The 16970-nt window shown below is 61.4% G+C and carries 17 protein-coding genes; 7 read left to right on the top strand and 10 right to left on the bottom strand.

Going from position 1 to position 16970, the window contains the following annotated elements:
- Positions 1–110 precede the first annotated feature (110 nt).
- The 9 genes from AC07VU_RS21325 to AC07VU_RS21285 all read right to left on the bottom strand — a co-directional run bounded on the left by AC07VU_RS21325 (position 111) and on the right by AC07VU_RS21285 (position 7484).
- Positions 111–611, bottom strand: coding sequence for a flavin reductase (locus AC07VU_RS21325; RefSeq protein WP_007931961.1), 501 nt, complete (start codon positions 609–611; stop codon positions 111–113).
- A 19-nt stretch (positions 612–630) separates the two neighbouring features.
- A complete protein-coding gene (locus tag AC07VU_RS21320; RefSeq protein ID WP_274306558.1) occupies positions 631–1590 on the bottom strand; it encodes a PDR/VanB family oxidoreductase in 960 nt (319 codons plus the stop codon).
- A gap of 80 nt (positions 1591–1670) precedes the next feature.
- A complete protein-coding gene (locus AC07VU_RS21315; RefSeq protein WP_274306557.1) occupies positions 1671–2411 on the bottom strand; it encodes an SDR family NAD(P)-dependent oxidoreductase in 741 nt (246 codons plus the stop codon).
- Positions 2412–2421: 10 nt separating this feature from the next.
- Positions 2422–2898: an aromatic-ring-hydroxylating dioxygenase subunit beta gene (locus AC07VU_RS21310; protein WP_274306782.1), complete on the bottom strand. Its 477-nt coding sequence runs from the start codon at positions 2896–2898 to the stop codon at positions 2422–2424.
- 19 nt (positions 2899–2917) lie between these two features.
- Entirely contained in the window at positions 2918–4192 is a 1275-nt protein-coding gene (locus tag AC07VU_RS21305; protein ID WP_277588567.1) for an aromatic ring-hydroxylating oxygenase subunit alpha, read from the bottom strand.
- Positions 4193–4239: 47 nt separating this feature from the next.
- Positions 4240–4770: a nuclear transport factor 2 family protein gene (locus AC07VU_RS21300; protein ID WP_007931973.1), complete on the bottom strand. Its 531-nt coding sequence runs from the start codon at positions 4768–4770 to the stop codon at positions 4240–4242.
- 16 nt (positions 4771–4786) lie between these two features.
- Positions 4787–5146 (bottom strand): hypothetical protein, encoded by a 360-nt coding sequence (locus tag AC07VU_RS21295; protein ID WP_007931975.1) that lies wholly within the window; start codon positions 5144–5146, stop codon positions 4787–4789.
- A 25-nt stretch (positions 5147–5171) separates the two neighbouring features.
- The gene (locus AC07VU_RS21290) at positions 5172–6344 is read right to left on the bottom strand and encodes an acyl-CoA dehydrogenase family protein (RefSeq protein ID WP_007931976.1); all 1173 of its coding nucleotides are present in this window, start codon (positions 6342–6344) and stop codon (positions 5172–5174) included.
- 27 nt (positions 6345–6371) lie between these two features.
- Positions 6372–7484: an amidase gene (locus tag AC07VU_RS21285; protein WP_037036061.1), complete on the bottom strand. Its 1113-nt coding sequence runs from the start codon at positions 7482–7484 to the stop codon at positions 6372–6374.
- A 789-nt stretch (positions 7485–8273) separates the two neighbouring features.
- On the opposite strand from AC07VU_RS21285, the gene AC07VU_RS21280 reads away from it, so the two are divergent.
- The 7 genes from AC07VU_RS21280 to AC07VU_RS21250 all read left to right on the top strand — a co-directional run bounded on the left by AC07VU_RS21280 (position 8274) and on the right by AC07VU_RS21250 (position 15831).
- Complete coding sequence (locus tag AC07VU_RS21280; RefSeq protein WP_007931979.1) at positions 8274–9422, top strand: ABC transporter substrate-binding protein; 1149 nt, start codon at positions 8274–8276, stop codon at positions 9420–9422.
- Positions 9423–9529: 107 nt separating this feature from the next.
- The gene (locus AC07VU_RS21275) at positions 9530–10561 is read left to right on the top strand and encodes a branched-chain amino acid ABC transporter permease (RefSeq protein WP_007931981.1); all 1032 of its coding nucleotides are present in this window, start codon (positions 9530–9532) and stop codon (positions 10559–10561) included.
- Positions 10558–12360, top strand: coding sequence for a branched-chain amino acid ABC transporter ATP-binding protein/permease (locus AC07VU_RS21270; RefSeq protein WP_007931983.1), 1803 nt, complete (start codon positions 10558–10560; stop codon positions 12358–12360). The genes AC07VU_RS21275 and AC07VU_RS21270 overlap by 4 nt, the downstream gene beginning before the upstream one ends.
- Positions 12357–13151: an ABC transporter ATP-binding protein gene (locus AC07VU_RS21265; protein WP_172963059.1), complete on the top strand. Its 795-nt coding sequence runs from the start codon at positions 12357–12359 to the stop codon at positions 13149–13151. The genes AC07VU_RS21270 and AC07VU_RS21265 overlap by 4 nt, the downstream gene beginning before the upstream one ends.
- 81 nt (positions 13152–13232) lie before the next feature.
- On the top strand, positions 13233–14219 hold the full coding sequence (locus tag AC07VU_RS21260) for a ketopantoate reductase family protein (protein ID WP_007931987.1): 987 nt from the start codon (positions 13233–13235) through the stop codon (positions 14217–14219).
- A 23-nt stretch (positions 14220–14242) separates the two neighbouring features.
- Positions 14243–15007 carry a class II aldolase/adducin family protein gene (locus AC07VU_RS21255; protein ID WP_053260822.1) on the top strand — a complete coding sequence of 255 codons (765 nt, stop codon included), beginning with the start codon at positions 14243–14245 and terminating at the stop codon, positions 15005–15007.
- 347 nt (positions 15008–15354) lie between these two features.
- Positions 15355–15831, top strand: a complete 477-nt coding sequence (locus AC07VU_RS21250; protein ID WP_007931992.1) for a MarR family winged helix-turn-helix transcriptional regulator — start codon at positions 15355–15357, stop codon at positions 15829–15831.
- A 393-nt stretch (positions 15832–16224) separates the two neighbouring features.
- Here AC07VU_RS21250 and AC07VU_RS21245 read toward each other — a convergent pair whose 3' ends face one another.
- On the bottom strand, positions 16225–16845 hold the full coding sequence (locus tag AC07VU_RS21245; RefSeq protein WP_493184965.1) for a LysE family translocator: 621 nt from the start codon (positions 16843–16845) through the stop codon (positions 16225–16227).
- Between the last annotated feature and the right edge of the window lie 125 nt (positions 16846–16970).

Below are 16970 nucleotides of genomic sequence, written 5' to 3'. Positions count from 1 at the left end.
AAAAAGGCGTAACACAGTCATTCGCCAGAACAGCGACAACTGCTTTCTTGTTATTCAATAAACTTAATGATCATGGAAGTCCTTATCGAAACTTCCGGGTTCCAACCCTGTCAGGGAGTTGCTTTGGATGCATCTCCCAAGCGGTGGTAGGCGCGATTGAAATACACCAGGCCTTCCTGGCTTTCGCCATTACGGATACCCAGGACTTCGCAATAGAAAATTGTGTGCGATCCGACTTCATGAGCCTGGGCGATGCGGCAGTCAAAACTCACCAGTGCCTCATCGAGCAGCGGCGCCCCACTTTCCAGGGTGGTCCAGGATGCGCAGGAAAAGCGCTGCTCGGCATCGAGGTTGCGGTTGGAAAACGCCCCCGATACCTCCTGGTGCCCCGGCGTCAGGACGTTCACGCTCAGCACCCCATTACTCTTGAAATGCACATTGGAAAACGACGAGCGATTCATGCACACCAACAGTGTCGGCGGCTGGTCGGTCACGCTGCACACCGCCGAAGCGGTGAAGCCGAAACGACCCGCAGGGCCATCGGTGGTGATGATCGAAACCGCACCACCGAGCATTGCCATTGAGTTACGAAATCCCGTTGTATCGACCATGGTCTTACCCTCCGGTCTATCAGATATCCAGCACCAGCTTCTTGGATTTGGCTCGGGAACAGCACACCAGAATCTGGTCATTGGCGGATTTTTCGTCATCCGTGAGATACACGTCGCGGTGATCCGGTTCGCCTTCGATAACGTCGCACAAGCAGGTGCCGCAAACGCCCTGCTCACAGGACACTTCAATCCTGATGCCCACGGCAGCCAGTGCCTCGACAATGCTCTGGCCCTCGACCACCTGGACGGTCTTGCCACTACGCTGGGCAACCACTTCGAAGCCCGCGCCCGAGGTGTCGACTTCGACCTGGAAGTATTCGCGGTGCACATGATCGTCGGCGTAACCTGCTTCCAGGGCCTGGGCAATGATCCAGTCCATGAAGCCGGACGGTCCGCAGACATACAGGTGTACACCGGCCTGGGGGGTGCCCAGCACCCTGGACAGGTCGAGTTTCTGTTCGACGGCTTCGTCGTCGAAATGCGTGTGCAACCGGGAAGCAAACGCAGCGCTGCCCAACTCGTCGAGAAAGGCGCTGCGACTGCGCGAGCGGCCGCAATAGTGCAGTTCGAAATCGCTGCCGCGGGCATTCAATGCGTAGGCCATGGCGACCATCGGGGTAATGCCGATACCGCCACCGATCAGGATCGAGCGCCTGGCATCGCTGGCCAGCGGAAAGTGATTGCGCGGCAGGCTGATCTCGATCTCGCGCCCTTCTTGCAACCACTCATGCACCGCCACCGAACCGCCCCGCGAGGCGGGATCCTTGAGTACCCCCAAGCGATAGGCGCTGGCGTTGGCCGGATCGCCACACAGCGAATACTGACGAATCAGCCCAGCCTTGAGATGGATATCGACATGCGCGCCCGCCTCGAACGCGGGCAAGGGCTGTCCCGACGCATCGCTCAGATCCAGCACGACGACACCTTCGCCCTGCTCTTCGCGCTTGCGCACGACAACTTTCAATAATTGATCGCTCATACCGGACTGTCCCGAATTGGTTGTACGGGCGCGCACCTGGGCACGCCCTGCTGCTGTTGCAAAACGTGGCGCCAATGACCTCAGCGCATGAAGAGCCCGCCGTTCACGTCCCAGGTCGCCCCGGTGGTGAAGTAGGCGTCTTCGCTGGCCAGTTGCACGATCAGCCTGCCGATGAATGCGGCGTTGCCCAATTGCTTGACCGGAATCGCCTCTATCAGTTTCTCCAGGCGCTCGGGCGGCACGGCGGCACGTACCGCCGGCGACTCGACAGGGCCCGGGGCGATGGCGTTGACCGTGACACCGGAGGCCGCCAGCTCTTTGGCAAAGATCTTGGTCAAGGTGATGATTGCGCCCTTGGAGGCGGCGTAATGCGCGCCGGTCGCGGTGCCGCCGTTCTGCCCGGCCAGGGAGGCCATATTGATGATCCTCCCGTACCCCCGGGTCGCCAGATAGCTGCCGAACACTTGGCAGCCGACAAACGTGCCGCGCTGGTTAACGCTCACCACCCGGTCGAACTCTTCCGGGCTGATCTGCATCACGGGCGTGGTCATGGTCATCGCGGCGTTGTTCACCACCACCTGCAACGCCCCCCAATGCGCGACGACAGCCGCCAGAGCGTCCTCGAAATCGACCTTGCTCGACACGTCGAGCTTGAGCGCCAGCACCCGTTCGCCAGTAGCGTCCAGCTCAGCGGCGGTGGCTTGCGCCGACTCCAGCGAGCGGTCGCTGATCACGACCCGGTAGCCGCTGTTCAGCAGTTGCTCGGCAATGCTCCTGCCCAGCCCCTGGGCCGCTCCGGTGACCAATGCAACCTGTGTCATGGCAGCGTCCTCAGAGGATGTAACCGATACCCGCGAGGGTATCGGTGGAGTTGATCAGTTGAATCAGCTTGCGCTGGATCTTGAAACTGTCACCGCTGAGCACCAGCTCGAATGTGACATCGGCGGTGTACTGCTTGAGCACATCCTTGCGGAACTCGCGCAGGTTCTGTGCGCAACGCACGGTGACCACCCCGTCTCGATCCGACAACAGGCGAAAGCGCGACTGACTGCGCACGGTGCGCGCCCGCGGGGTGGTCGAAATCGACTCGCCGCTGGTCAATCGGGCCACGCGCAACTGACGCATGTGGTGATCGTCGTAGGCGTAGTTCAGGGTGTTCTCGAAATCGGTTTCCAGCGGATCGATCGGGATGATGTAAGTCGCGTTCTCGGTCCACAGATCGAGCCATTCGGCAAAATCGCCGTGATCGAGCATGTCCGCTTCCTGCCAAATGAAAGCGCTGACCTGGTTGAGCAATTGCAGATTGATCATGGTGTTCTCCATCGACTCAGGCCGACATCATCTTTTTCCACTGCTGGTAGCCAGCGCGCATGCCGGTCTCGGCACTCACATCGCTCACCCGCCCGTCTTCCGACTCCTTTTCGCCCGGCAGGCCGCGATTGAGCATGATCCACAGATCGGTGCCGGCACTGGCGCCGCGCTGTACGCGCTCCCATGCCTCGGAATCGTCCGGCGTGCCAAACCCCATCGGGCCCTGGAAGTGCTCATGCAGGCGCAGGCGATAACGGTTGGCCACGGCCGGGCCACCGTCCATGGTGATCACCGCGTGATGGATTTCGGTTTCGTCCACTGCGATGGGTTGCAGCACCCGGAAGAACGCCATGGAACAAGCGACGTTCGGGAACAGGTTGAGGTTGAAGCCCGAACCGCCTACCGCGCGTACGATACGGCGGACCGATTCCTCGTCCTGGCCTTCGGCGCGCAGTTGCGCGGCCAGATCCTCAAAGCGCGCCGGGATCGGCAAATCGAGATTGGCCTCCAGATCGACCAGGTCGGGGATCATCACCATCACGCTGTGGCCGTTGCCGAGGTCTTCGACGTAGCCCGGCCCTTTGACGAAATCGAACAGCTCCAGCGTCTGTTCATCCACGGACGACAGGAACGACTTGTGCACCAGCGGGAAGTGATAGGCATCGGTGGTGTTTTCCAGCTGGATTTTCCAGTTGCCGGGGAAGCGGAAGCGATGCTCGCCTCCCACCTTGACCGGGTAACCGGCGCCCTGCTTCATGAACAGGTCAATCCACTTCTTCGCCGGGCCGAGGAAGTCGACGAGGGGCTCGATATCATCCTTGAAGGTGGCGAAGATCATGCCGTTGTATTGCTCGACACGCAGGCCGACCAAAGGCAAGTCGGCCTTTTCCAGGCAATCGCCGTAACTTTCCGGGTGCGGCACACCACGCAGGCTGCCATCCAGGGCGTAGCTCCAGCCGTGATAAGGGCAGACGAAACTGTTGGTCTTGCCCTTCTTGTGTTCGCACACCGTTGCGCCACGATGGCGGCAGCGGTTGAGCAACACATGCACGTCTTTCTTGCGGTCGCGTACGACGATTACCGGCTGCTTGCCGACGTAAGTGCTCTTGTAGCTGCCGGAATCGGGAATCTCGCTGGCATGCGCGACCCAGATCCAGGTGCTGTAGAAAATCTTGTCCAGCTCCTGCTCGAAGAGCTTGCCATCGGTGTACATCGACGTGTGAACACGGTCATGCAGAACCAGCTCGGAGGGGCTGGCGTCCAGCGTTACGGTGTTTATCAGGTTATTCACGATCACTCCTCGTCGGCAGGCGTCGCCGACTTCAAGAATTCCGGGTGTCACTCCCCGGATTGGCCAGGTACGGGCAGGTGGGCGGCGCTATTCCAGGTATCGACCGGGCGACTGAACAGGTTCTCGGTCTGAAAGTGCGCCATGCGCCACTGCCCCTGTTCCTGGGCGAACCGCACGCTGAGGCGAGCGCTGTTGAGGTGCGAGGCACCCGAGGCAAAGGTCGAGGCCTGCAACATCACCCAACTGGCATCCGCGGTCTCGCCGCTGACCCGGATCAGCTCCGAGGTCAGGAAATGCACGTTCAGCGAAAAGTGCGCGGGTTCGACCATGTAGGTCGCAAACATCGCTTTGATCGCCTCACGCCCGCGGTAACCGCCGAAGCTGTTCTGGTACCTGGCTCCCTTGCCTTCCCAGATCGCCTGCGCCGTGAACAGAGCGGCCAGCTCCTCGAGGGGGGAGCCCACGCCCAGTTCATCGCACAGGAACATGTAGCGGTTCATGCAGGCGCGAATGGCGTTCTCGCTTTCCAGCTGTTGGAGCCGCTGCTCCAGTGCGCGCAAATGCTCTTGTGATGACATGGCGACTGCTCTCGATTCAGCGCTGGATGATCAGTTCGCGACCGGTACGGGCCTCGACCTTGCAGTACTTCCAAAGTTTGTAGGGGCCATCGCCGACCTCCGTGGTGCGAAACAGATTGCAGGCGGCGTGGACGGTTTCGATGTCCGGCACATCGGCCAGCAGATACGTGGTCCAGGGCCAACCGGCGGAGGGGCCGACCATGCTCTGGTCATCGTCCATGTTGCCCAGCACGGTCACGCCAGGCAGATCGGCGATGCCGTTCCACATGACGCCGAACGCGGCCCATACCTCCAGCGCCTCGGGACGCGGAGCATCGAAGAAGTTCTGGTTGATGCCGATGCAGAACAGGACTCGCAGGGATTTTTTATCGGTCATGGGGTTCACCAATCAGTAGGGAAAATTACAGGTAGCCCGGCAGCGGCTTATTGCCGAAGAAAATCGCGCCGGCGTTCTGGTAAGTCATGTCACCCATGAAGGCGTGCTGGGTAATGACCTGAGTGTCGTTGACGAAGCGCGACAGGGGGCTGGTACGGTACACCCCGCTCATACCCGAAAGCATTTGCGCGGTGCGCGCTACATCGGCCGAGACACGAGTGGCATGGGTCGAGGACAAGCGCAGCATATTGGTCTGCTCGACACTCACCGGATCGCCGGCCAGGACGCTGGCCCAGGCATCGTCGATCGCCTGGTAGAACCACGACCGCGCAGCGCGCAGCGCCGCTTCGGCCTTGGCCATTTCGACCTGAGCCAGCGGCCGGTCGGACAATGACGGCGCACCGGTCACAGAGATTCGGCCACTGGCCATGCCACTCAACTCGTCGAGGGCAGCGCGCGCAACGCCCAGGCCGACCACCGACAAGACCTGAGTGGCGAACGACAGGGACGGATAGCGGAAAAACGGCTCGTCAAGACTCGAAGGACCGCCGCGAACGAACGTCCACTCCTCAGGCACCACGACGCCTTCGACGACGACGTCATGGCTGCCGGTGCCGACCAGGCCGACGACGTTCCAGGTTTGCTCGATCCGCACCTTTTCCCGAGGCATCACCGCCAGCCGTGGAAGGCCGAGCATCTCGCCGTTCTTCGGGCTGATGCCCACCCCGATCAGCGACGCCCCCATGCAGCCGCTGGAAAATTTCCAGCGCCCGTTCACCTCCAGGCCACCTTCGACAAATGGCGCGGGCTGCGGTGGGAAGATCCCGCCGGCGAATACCACGTCAGGCGAGTCGGCGTAGATTTTCTGCAGGGTTTCCAGCGGTAGCGCCGCCAGATAAACCGGGCTCATGCCGAAGCTGGCGACCCAGCCGGCGGACCCATCGGCGATGGAGATGTCCTCGACCATCTGGCAAAACTCGGCCGGTGAGCGCTCGTCACCGCCGAAGCGCTTGGGCACCAGGGCACGATAGACGCCGAGCGTGCGGAACTGTTCGATGACATCCTGCGAGATGCATTTTTGCTGGTCGAATTCTTCATTCCGGGCACGCGTGCGAATCTCGACCAACAGATTCTGAAAGGCTTCATTCGCCGTGATCGGCACACGGCGCTGGTGATTCAGCTCGCTTGGCGCAGTCATGGGTTTCTCCATAGTAAGCATGACGATTTACTCTTCCAGGCGCCGGACCAGCTCGCGGGCGACTGCACACAGCAGTTCGTCCGCGCCATGGGCGGCAATGAGTTGCAGGCCTATCGGGAGCCCCGAAGCGCTTTCCAGAGGAATGCTCAGAGCCGGATGACCGGAAAGATTGAAAGCGCGCACCAGTGAGGTCATGCCCAGGGCGGCGCGAGTGTCGGCCGCATCGACGACCCGCAATGGGAAGTCGGGCATGGTCGGCATGGCCAGGATTGGGGTGATCGCCAGGGCTGCGTCCACTTCTGCGGTAAACGCGCGACGGGTGATTTCGGCTTCTTCAACGAACTTGGCCGTGGTCAGGCTGGCTGCGCGCAAACGGTCGGCGACATCGCTGCCGACCCGGCCGGTTTGCAGCAGATGACCGCACGCGGCCCAGGTTTCGGCGTTGATGATCGCCATCCCGGCGCCATACGCTGCGGACATACCAGGCAGCGTCTGCTCAAGCAGCTTGAAGTGCGAACGCCCCAGCGCCTGGTTAACCACCGCCTGGATCTGTTCGTGGACCTCCACCGCGACTACGCCGATAGCAAGATGCTCGGGCAGCGGGACGGGGGCGAACGTGGGATCGATGATGCCCATCGCTTCGATCAAGCGATCCATATCCCGCGCCAGGGGGCCTACGCAATCGAGGGTGCTGTGCGTCGGCATGACACCCTGGCGACTGATCCGGCCAAAGGTAGGCTTGAGGCCGAAAACCCCGCAGCACGCCGCGGGAATCCGTACCGAGCCCCCGGTATCGGTGCCCAGCGCGAAGTCGCAAAGCCCGCCCGCCACCGCCGCCGCCGAACCGCTGGAGGAGCCACCCGGTATATAGCCCGGGTAGCGCGGATTGGCTGCCGTGCCCGTCCAGGCGTTGAGGCCGGTAGTCCCGAAAGCCAGTTCATGCAGGCTGGTTTTGCCGGTGATCCGGCAGCCCGCACCCAGGAGCGCCCGGACCACTTGGGCATGCTCGCCGGCCGCCGGAGCATCGACCAGTGCGTTGCTTGAAGCACGGGTCGGATAGCCCGCGATATCGATGGTGTCCTTCACCATGACCGAAAGGCCATCTCCCCCTAAAGCTAAATCCTGGACAACGATCGACATGCTCTTTACCTGCTCTTTGTGTATCGCCAGAACGGATGCCCTCGGCATGAAAGCCTGGGTGAACGCTTAAATCTAAAATCATAATAATTACGTGAAATGTCAATTGAATTTTACCAAATAAAAAGATGTGTATTTTCGGTGCAGATTTTCACTTTTCGCACCAGTGACGTGCAGTTTGGTAACACCGGCATAGAGATGGGAAAAACCGGAAAACATAATATTTACCCTTATAAATCAATAAGTTAATTAGATATCAATAACGATTAACAACAAAACATTTGAAAAATATCGAGTTGACTCTTCCGTCAGAAAACCCAAAAACAAAAAAATAAAACCGTGAAAAAAACCACTTAAAAAACATAAAAAAACACTGATTTTTCAGTGTTCAAATTCTTGGTTTTCGGGGTCGATCAAGGCCTTTATTGATCCAGATCAAAGCCTTGCCCAGCATGGTGTGGTGCCGGTTTTATCCGTCTTCCAGATGCCCCTGTGACAGACCGCCGGAAGGCCTTGGCAGGATCGCCTCGACACTGCCCGCTCCGGGTATCGCCATGACGGGTTTGCGCCCTGCACCAAAAAATTTCTGGCATGCAACCTGCTTTTGCCCTCATCGCCTTCGATCGATAGCTCATGGTCGAGCGCCACCTCAATGGCTCGGTAACGCCCCAGGGGTGTCGCAGCAGTTCGCCCAAAAAACAGGGCCGTACCTTGGGCCGTACTCGCACCACGTCGTGGTCGGGGCGGCTGACCATTAGCCTTTTGCCGCGTTGCAACTCTTCGGAGAAAGTCATGCTTTTCAGAAAAGCCGTGTCCACGTTGTTGTTGAGTGCCGTCTGCGCTGCCGCCCAGGCAGATGTGAAAGTCGGGGTCATTACCTCCTCCACCGGGCCGATCGCACTGGTCGGGCTACCCCAGAAAAACACTATCCCCCTGCTGCCGGCCCAGGCTGGCGATCAGGCGGTGAAGTACATTTCTCTGGATGATGCGAGCGACCCGAGCGCTACGGTGAAGGCGCTGAAGAAGTTGATCGACGAAGAAAATGTCGACGCCATCATCGGCCCGAGCGGCTCGCCCAATGCCATGGGTGTGATCCAGTTCGTCGCCGAAGCTGGCGTGCCGCTGCTGGCCCCGGTTGGCACCGCCGCGGTGGTGCTGCCGATGACCGAGCAGAAGAAATGGGTATTCAAGACCACGCAGAACGATGACCTGATCGCCAAGGCGCTGTTCGAACACATGGCCAAGAAGGGCGTGAAGACACTCGGCTTCATCGGCACCGGTGACCCTTATGGCGAGAACTGGGCCAAGGTTGTGAGCGGCCTGGCGGCGCAGCACAACATCAAGGTCGTGGCCAACGAGCGCTTCCAGCGCCAGGACACGTCCGTCACCGGGCAGAGCCTGAAAATACTCGCCAGCCGTCCCGACGCGGTACTGGTCGCCGCGCCCGGCAGCTCGGCGGTGATGCCGCAGACCACACTGTTCGATCAGGGCTATCGCGGGCAGATCTACCAGACCCACGGCGCGGCACTGCCGGACTTCCTCAAGCTGGGCGGAAAAAAGGTCGAAGGCACCATTCTGGCTGCCAGCCTGATGCTCGTAATCGATGAAATCCCGGACAGCCACCCCTCGAAGAAAATCGCCAGCGACTACACCACGGCCTACGAAAAGCTCAATGGCAGCAAACCGGCGACCTTCGGCGGGAACACCTTCGACGCCGGCTTGCTGCTACAGCAGGCAATCCCGATTGCAGCCAAGAAAGGCGCACCCGGAACTCCCGAGTTTCGCGCGGCCCTGCGCGATGCACTCGAGCAAAGCCACGAACTGGCCGGCACCCAGGGTGTTTACAACATGACACCGCAAGACCACAGCGGCTTTGACGAACGCGGCCGCGAATTGATCGTGGTCAAGAACGGCACCTGGATGCTGCTGCAAGACCATTGATCGAAGCCTGGTTGCACGGCCCGCCGCACGCCCCGCTCGATTGCCGACGAGGCGATCCGCACCTGCACGCGGGCCTGATATTCAATCTGTAGACAAGAGCTCTCATTATGAATTTCCAGATAGCCATGCTGCTGGGCCAGGACGGCATGACCAACGGCGCGATCTATGCGCTGTTGGCCCTGTCGATCCTTCTGGTGTTCACCGTGACCCGGATCCTGTTGATCCCCCTGGGTGAATTCGTGACCTACGGCGCCTTGACCATGGCCACGTTGCAGAACGGCCACCCGACGGCCCTGGTCTGGCTGCTACTCGGCCTGACACTGATCGATTGCGCGCTCGACCTGTGGGGGGCGGCACGTGCGAGCCTTCGGCTTGCCGTACGCATTCTCTTCAAGCTCGGCTACGCGGGGCTGCTGGCGGTGCTGATCAACACCTTGCCATTGGCCGAGTTGCCGATGGCGGTCCAGGCACTGCTGACGCTGGCGCTGGTGGTACCATTGGGGCCGCAAATCTACCGCCTGGTGTTCCAACCGATCGCCTCGGCCAGTTCGCTGGTCCTGCTGATTGTGTCGATCGCCGTGCACGTCAGCATGACCGGTATGGCGCTATTGCTGTACGGCCCCGAAGGCGCCCGCACCAGGCCCTTCTCCGAAGCCGGGCTGGAACTCGGTCCGGTGACCTTCAATAGCCAGACCCTCTGGGTCCTGACCGTGTCCCTGGGGCTGATCGTCGGTTTGTACCTGTTCTTCGAGCGCACGCTTTATGGCAAGGCCTTGCGTGCCACCGCGATCAACCGCATGGGTGCCCGGCTGATGGGGATTTCCCCGACGCTCGCGGGCAAGTCGACCTTCCTGCTCGCCGCGCTGATCGGCACGCTTTCGGGGATCCTGATCGCGCCGATCACCACACTGTACTTCGACTCCGGTTTCGTCATCAGCCTCAAAGGTTTCGTCGGGGCGATCATTGGCGGGCTGGTCAGCTATCCGGTCGCCGCACTCGGCGCCCTGGCGGTGGGCCTGATCGAAGCCTTCTCCATGTTCTGGGCCAGCACCTATAAAGAAATCATCGTGTTCACGCTGATTATTCCGTTCCTGCTTTGGCGTTCATTCACCCGTCGTCATGTGGAGGAAGAAGAATGAATTCGCGCTACCTGTTACTTGCCTTGTTGCTGGCGGTGGGCATTGCGCCGCTGCTGTTGCCCCCCTACTACGTCACCCTGCTCAACTACATCGGCATGTACGCCATGGTGGTGCTGGGGCTGGTGCTGCTCACAGGCGTCGGCGGCATGACCAGTTTCGGCCAGGCCGCGTTCGTCGGGCTCGGTGCCTACACCTCGGCCTACCTGACCACCGCCGAACAATTGCCGGCCTGGCTGGCCTGGGCCGGAACGTCACCCTGGCTGACGCTGCTGGTGGGCGTGGTGCTCACCGCTTCGGTCGCGCTGATTCTCGGCGCGCTGACGCTCAAGCTGTCCGGGCATTACCTGCCGCTAGGGACGATTGCCTGGGGGCTTTCGCTGTACTACCTGTTCGGCACCCTGGAATCTCTGGGCGGCCATACCGGCGTCGGTGGCCTACCGTCGATCTCGTTGTTCGGCCTGAAGCTGGACAAGGGCGAGAACATTTTCTACCTGATCTGGGCCCTGCTGTTGCTGGCGATCGTCATCACCCAGAACCTCCTCGACTCTCGCGAAGGCCGCGCCATCCGCGCCCTCAAGGGTGGCCAGGCAATGGCCGAATCGATGGGCGTCGACACCTTCCGTTCGAAGATGGTGATCTTCATCATTTCCGCGGTGTTCGCGGCGATTTCCGGCTGGCTCTATGCCCACACCCAACGCTTCGTCAATCCGACGCCATTCGGTTTGAACATGGGCATCGACTACCTGTTCATGGCCTTGATCGGCGGTGTCGGCAGCGTCTGGGGCGCCCTGCTCGGCGCGGGCATCCTGACCCTGCTCAAGCAGTGGTTGCAGGACTGGTTGCCGGCTCTGCTGGGGCATACCGGCAACTACGAAATCATCGTGTTCGGCATTCTGATCGTGGTCCTCATGCAGCGTGCGCCCGCCGGTCTCTGGCCATTGCTGGCGCGCCTGATACCGGCCCGCGCCAAGGTACGCCGCCAGGTCCACAGCACCGACGCCCCGGCTGTGCCGCTGGCACATCGGCGACGGCCTGAACATGGCGAACGAGTCCTTGAAGCGCGGCATGTGACCAAACGCTTCGGCGGGCTGGTGGCCAACAACGACATGAGCCTGGAAATCCGCTCCGGCGAAATCCTCGCGCTGATCGGCCCCAACGGCGCCGGCAAAAGCACCCTGTTCAACCAACTATCCGGTGTCGACACACCGAGCAGCGGCGATGTGCTGTTCATGGGCCAGAAGATCAATGGCCTGAATGCCCGGCAAGTGGCACGCATGGGCATGAGCCGCACCTTCCAGCACGTGAAACTGCTAGGCAACATGAGCGTGCTGGAGAACGTCGCCATTGGCGCGCATTTGCGTGGCAAGCAAGGCGTGCTGTCGGCGGCCCTGCACCTGGATCGTCGCGAGGAAGCCCGGTTGCTCGGCGAAGCCAGGCATCAACTGGAGCGCGTGGGCCTCGGCGACTACCTGTATGAAGAGGCCGGGAGCCTGGCCCTGGGCCAACAACGGATTCTGGAAGTTGCCCGCGCCTTGTGCGCCGCCCCGTACCTGCTGCTGCTCGACGAACCCGCGGCCGGCCTGCGTCTGAAAGAAAAGGAAGCCCTGGGCGTCCTGCTCAGCCGCCTGCGCAGCGAAGGCATGGCGATCCTGCTGGTCGAGCACGACATGGACTTCGTCATGGGCCTGGTCGACCGCGTGGTGGTCATGGAGTTCGGCCAGCGGATCGCCCAGGGATTGCCTGAAGACGTACAGAAGGATCCCGCGGTACTGGAAGCCTATCTGGGAGGAGCCGAATGATGAACATGCAAGTGGAACCGCACCTCACACCGCGCAACCAGGTCGACGACGCCGTGCTGGAGATCAAGGACCTGAGCGTGGCCTATGGCAAAGTCGAAGCGCTGAGCGACGCCAGCCTGACGGTGGGCAAGGGCCAGATCGTGACGGTGATTGGCCCCAATGGCGCCGGCAAGACCACCCTGCTTTCGGCAATCATGGGCGTGCTTGGCTCCCGGGGGCAGGTTCATTTCGATGGCAGCCTGGAAGCCTTGCCGGAAGTGGAAGTGATGGTCTCACGGGGCCTGGGACTGGTGCCGGAAAAACGCGAGCTGTTCACCAGCATGAGCGTGGCCGACAACTTGCTGCTCGGCGCCTTCCAGCGCCATCGCCGGGGCGACCGGCGCTACAGCGAGACGCTGGCCGAAATCTATGAGCTGTTCCCGCGTCTCTGGGAGCGCCGTGAACAACTGGCAGCGACATTGTCTGGCGGTGAACGACAAATGCTCGCCGTGGGTCGGGCACTGATGGCCAAGCCCAAGCTCCTGATGCTCGACGAACCGAGCCTGGGCCTGGCGCCGCTGATTACCCGGGAGATTTTCCGGATCATTACCGCCCTGCGCGAGCAAGGGGTATCGATTCTGCTGGTGGAGCAGAACGCGCGCGCCGCCCTGCGGGTGGCCGATTACGCCTATGTGCTGGAAACCGGCCAGATCGCCATACAGGGCCCGGCGCAGCAACTGGCCGACGATCCGCGCGTGATCGAAGCCTATCTGGGCCTGGCCAGCAAGCACCAGGAAATGCTCGCCAACTGACGGCTGCCCTGCCCCGGCGACCGAAGGGCGCCGGGCGCGTCGAGCACGGTCTTATCCGGCCTTTGAACATCTGGAGTCGCGATGAACGCTATCCCCCTACGCATCGGCATCGCCGGTGCCGGTGCTATCGGCTGCACCCTGGCAGCACGTCTGGCTGCTAGCGGCCACATGGTCAAGGTACTGGCCAGAGGAGAAACCCTGAGCGCCATCCGCCGTGACGGCATCCACCTGAACGACCTGGACGGCCACCACCATGTACGGGTCGACGCCAGCGACGACGCCGCCAGCCTCGGCGAGCAAGACCTGATTTTTCTCTGCGCCAAGGCACAAGCCCTGGCCACCCTGCTGCCGCAGTTGCAACCGATGATGACTGCCGAGACGGTGGTGATCCCGGTGGTCAACGGCGTGCCGTGGTGGTACTTCCACGGCGAGGGTGGACGCTACGCGGGGCAACAGGTGAACGCGGTCGATCCGCAGTCGATTCTCAGCCGGACCTTGGATCTGCGTCACGTGATCGGCTGCGTAGTGTTCATCACCGCACACTGCCCGGCCAGCGCCGTGGCCGAATCGCGCACCCCGCACCTGATGATTTTCGGCGAACCCGACAACCGTCTCAGCCCGCGCCTGGAGCGTGTGCGCGCACTGATTGAAAGTGTCGGAATAGAAGCGCGAGCCACCGACCGCATCCGCGACAACCTGTGGACCAAGATCATCGCCAACCTCACCTCCAACCCGCTCTCGGTGATTACCGGCGCCACCCTCGAGCAGCTTTACAGCCTGCCGGAGCTCCGCGACCTGGTCAGCAGTTGTCTGCACGAAGCCCTGCTGACGGCCGCCGCTTATGGCGCGCGCGTGAGCATCGATCCAAGGACCTTTCTCGAACTCGGCGCCGGCATGGGCGCCGTGCGCACCTCAATGCTGCAGGACTATGAGAAAGGCCGCCCTCTGGAGCTGGCCGCCATCGGCGATGCGGTGCTGGAGCTGGCCGATGGCATGGCGATCCCGATGCCCATCACTCGCCACCTCATTGCCCTGGCACGCTTTCGCGGCGAACAGGCCCGTCACTGACTCACTACAACCAGGACATCGACATGGACCAGACCCCATCGGCAACACCCCAGACGTGCAGCGACGAAGAATGGGCACTGCGCGTGCAACTTGCGCATTGCTACCACCTGGTGGATTTCTTTGGCTGGACCGAGACCATCTTCAACCATATTTCCGCACGCCTGCCCGGCCCGGCGCACCACTATCTGGTCAACCCGTTCGGCCTGAATTACACCGAAGTGACGCCGGCCAACCTGCTCAAGGTCGACCTGCACGGCAAGAAGCTCGAAGACTCGCCCTATGACGGCAACCCTGCCGGCTTCGCCCTGCACAGCGCAGTGCACGGTGCGCGCGCAGATATTCAGTGCCTGATCCACACGCACACCACGCCGATTTCGGCGATTGTCATGAAAAAGGCCGGTTTTGCTCATAACGACTTTTATGGGGCGCAACTCTACGGTCGGATCGGCTACCACACCTTCGAAGGCATCACGCTGTTTGATGACGAAAAAACCCGAATGATCGACAGCCTCGGCGACAAGCACATTCTGGTGCTGCGCAACCACGGCATTGCCGTCGGCGAAAGCAGTATCGCCAAGGCGTTCTTCCTGTTGTGGACGGTGCAGCGCGCCGCCGAAATCCAGTGCCAGGCCGGCGCCTTGGGCGGTGAAGACAATCCGCTGCCGGAGGCGATCAGCCGCAAGTGCGCCGAACTCACGGCCATGCTCATTCGGGACAGCGGTTTCGCGGTGAAATTCTTCGACGCCATGGTTCGCAAAATGTGCGCCGAACTCGGCCCGCGCTGGTAATCGCGAGAGCGCTCAGTGGCTGGTTCAAGGGTCCGTCAGGCGGCCAGCCGCCTGACGGAATCGATCGAGCCAATCAGCGGGCTCGCACCTGCGATTCGCAGCAGCGCCGAACAGCCCCAGGCGCGGCTCTGCATGCTCAACCGTACCCCGGCCTTCGCACTCCTACCCACCCTGTTTTAGCCGATCAAGGGTGGCCGACACTTTCGTCAAAACCTCACACACGAGCGTCCGACCTGAAGGCCTTGCCCAAGGCACGCTGTGACCTGTCTGCTGGTTTTTTGCTGCGTGCGGCGCGACAATGGCGCCCGCTATCAACCCAGCTCACCAGAAAGACTACGCCAACCTTTATGACCACCCCGAAAAAGCGCCTGAGCCGATACAACCCCGCCAGTGAAGACTTCAAGAAGGAAGATTTTCCCTTCTACTGGCTGGCTCGCCTGCATGGCCGCTACTCCATGGCCATGGAGAAAGCGCTGAAAAAAATCGATATGGATATCCCGCGCTGGCGGATTCTGTTCATCCTCAAGGAAAATGGCGAATCAAGCATTTCGGAAATCTCCATCCATGCCATCGCAAAGCTCTCGACCATCACCAAAATTGTCTATCGCATGAAAGCCGATGGCCTGGTGGAGACCAACACTAGCGCCAGCGATGGGCGCGTGACTCAGGTCTCCCTCACCGATATCGGCCGCCATACCATCGAAGAAGTCCAGCACTGCACCAGCGATATCTTCCGCACCAGTTTCAAAGGCCTGACCGAGGCCCAGATCACCAAACTGAACGGAACCCTGGAAAAAATATTCAATAACCTGCCGGAAGACTGAACTGCAGCGAGCAAAACGCCAGGCCCGTAGCTTGAGTACCCGCTTATGGCCAATCCGCTGCATCGGCCGATTGAATCCACGGCCGAAACCAGCCCTTCTACCTCCCCAACACCGGCCGTTTATATGAGCGCCCTTGCGCTTCAAGGTGCGCCCTTGAATGACTGACACCTTCCAGGGCAACTGCCTGTGCGGCGCCATTGAATACCAGCGCTCGTCCCGCCCCAAAGCGCTTTCCCACTGGCCATTGCAGCCAGCGCCGTAAAAGCCATGGGTGGCATTCGCCCCTTAGGGCAGGTGCTGCGAAGCGATCTGCATATCGTTCAAAGTGCCAACCATCATGCTGGAAGGCGACGCCAACGGCCCCCGGCAAGAGCACGCACATCTACGGACAACTCAAGCCCGCCGCGCCAACAGCAACACCGAAGCCGCCGCCGACAACAACGCCGCGCAGCAGCGGTTGAAGATCTTCTTGCCGCGCGGCTCGGCGAACCAGCGGCGCATGTGCAGGCCCATGCAGGCGTAGGCGCTGATGGCTATCCATTCCAGCAGCAGGAACAAGGCGCCGAGCACCAGGAACTGGCCGGGGACCGGGGCCGCGGGGTCGACGAATTGCGGCAGGAAGGCGGTGAAGATCAGGATCGCCTTGGGGTTGCCGATGGCCACCAGGAACTCCTGCCGGGCCAGCGCGGCCAGCCCCAGGGGCGCGGTCTTTTTTTCGGTTTCGGCCTGGGTGTCGGCGCTCCAGAGCTGATACGCCAGGTACAGCAGGTACGCCGCGCCCAGGATCTTGATCGCATAGAACAGCAGTTCCGAGGCTTGCAGCACCACTGCCAGCCCGGCCGAGGCCAGGGCGATCATCAGGGCGAACGCGGCCAGTCGCCCGGCACCCGCCAGGCAGGAGGTGCGAAAACCGTAGGCCGTCGCGTTCCTGACCGACAACAGGTTGTTGGGCCCGGGCGCCATGTTCAGGGCGAAGCAGGCCGGGAGAAACAGCAACAGGGTGGCGAGGTTCATCGAGGGCTTCTCTGCAAGGAGTCGAACGGGTCGGGCTTGCAACATATAAGAGCATCGGGGCGCAATACAACCCGCCCCCGCGACCCGGCCCGTGCTAAAACCGCCACCGCCCGCCGCGCTGTTCT

Source organism: Pseudomonas sp. GW821-FHT02B10 (assembly GCF_059421865.1).
Note: the sequence above shows the minus strand (reverse complement) of the source record. Positions and strands in the feature narration are given on the sequence as shown.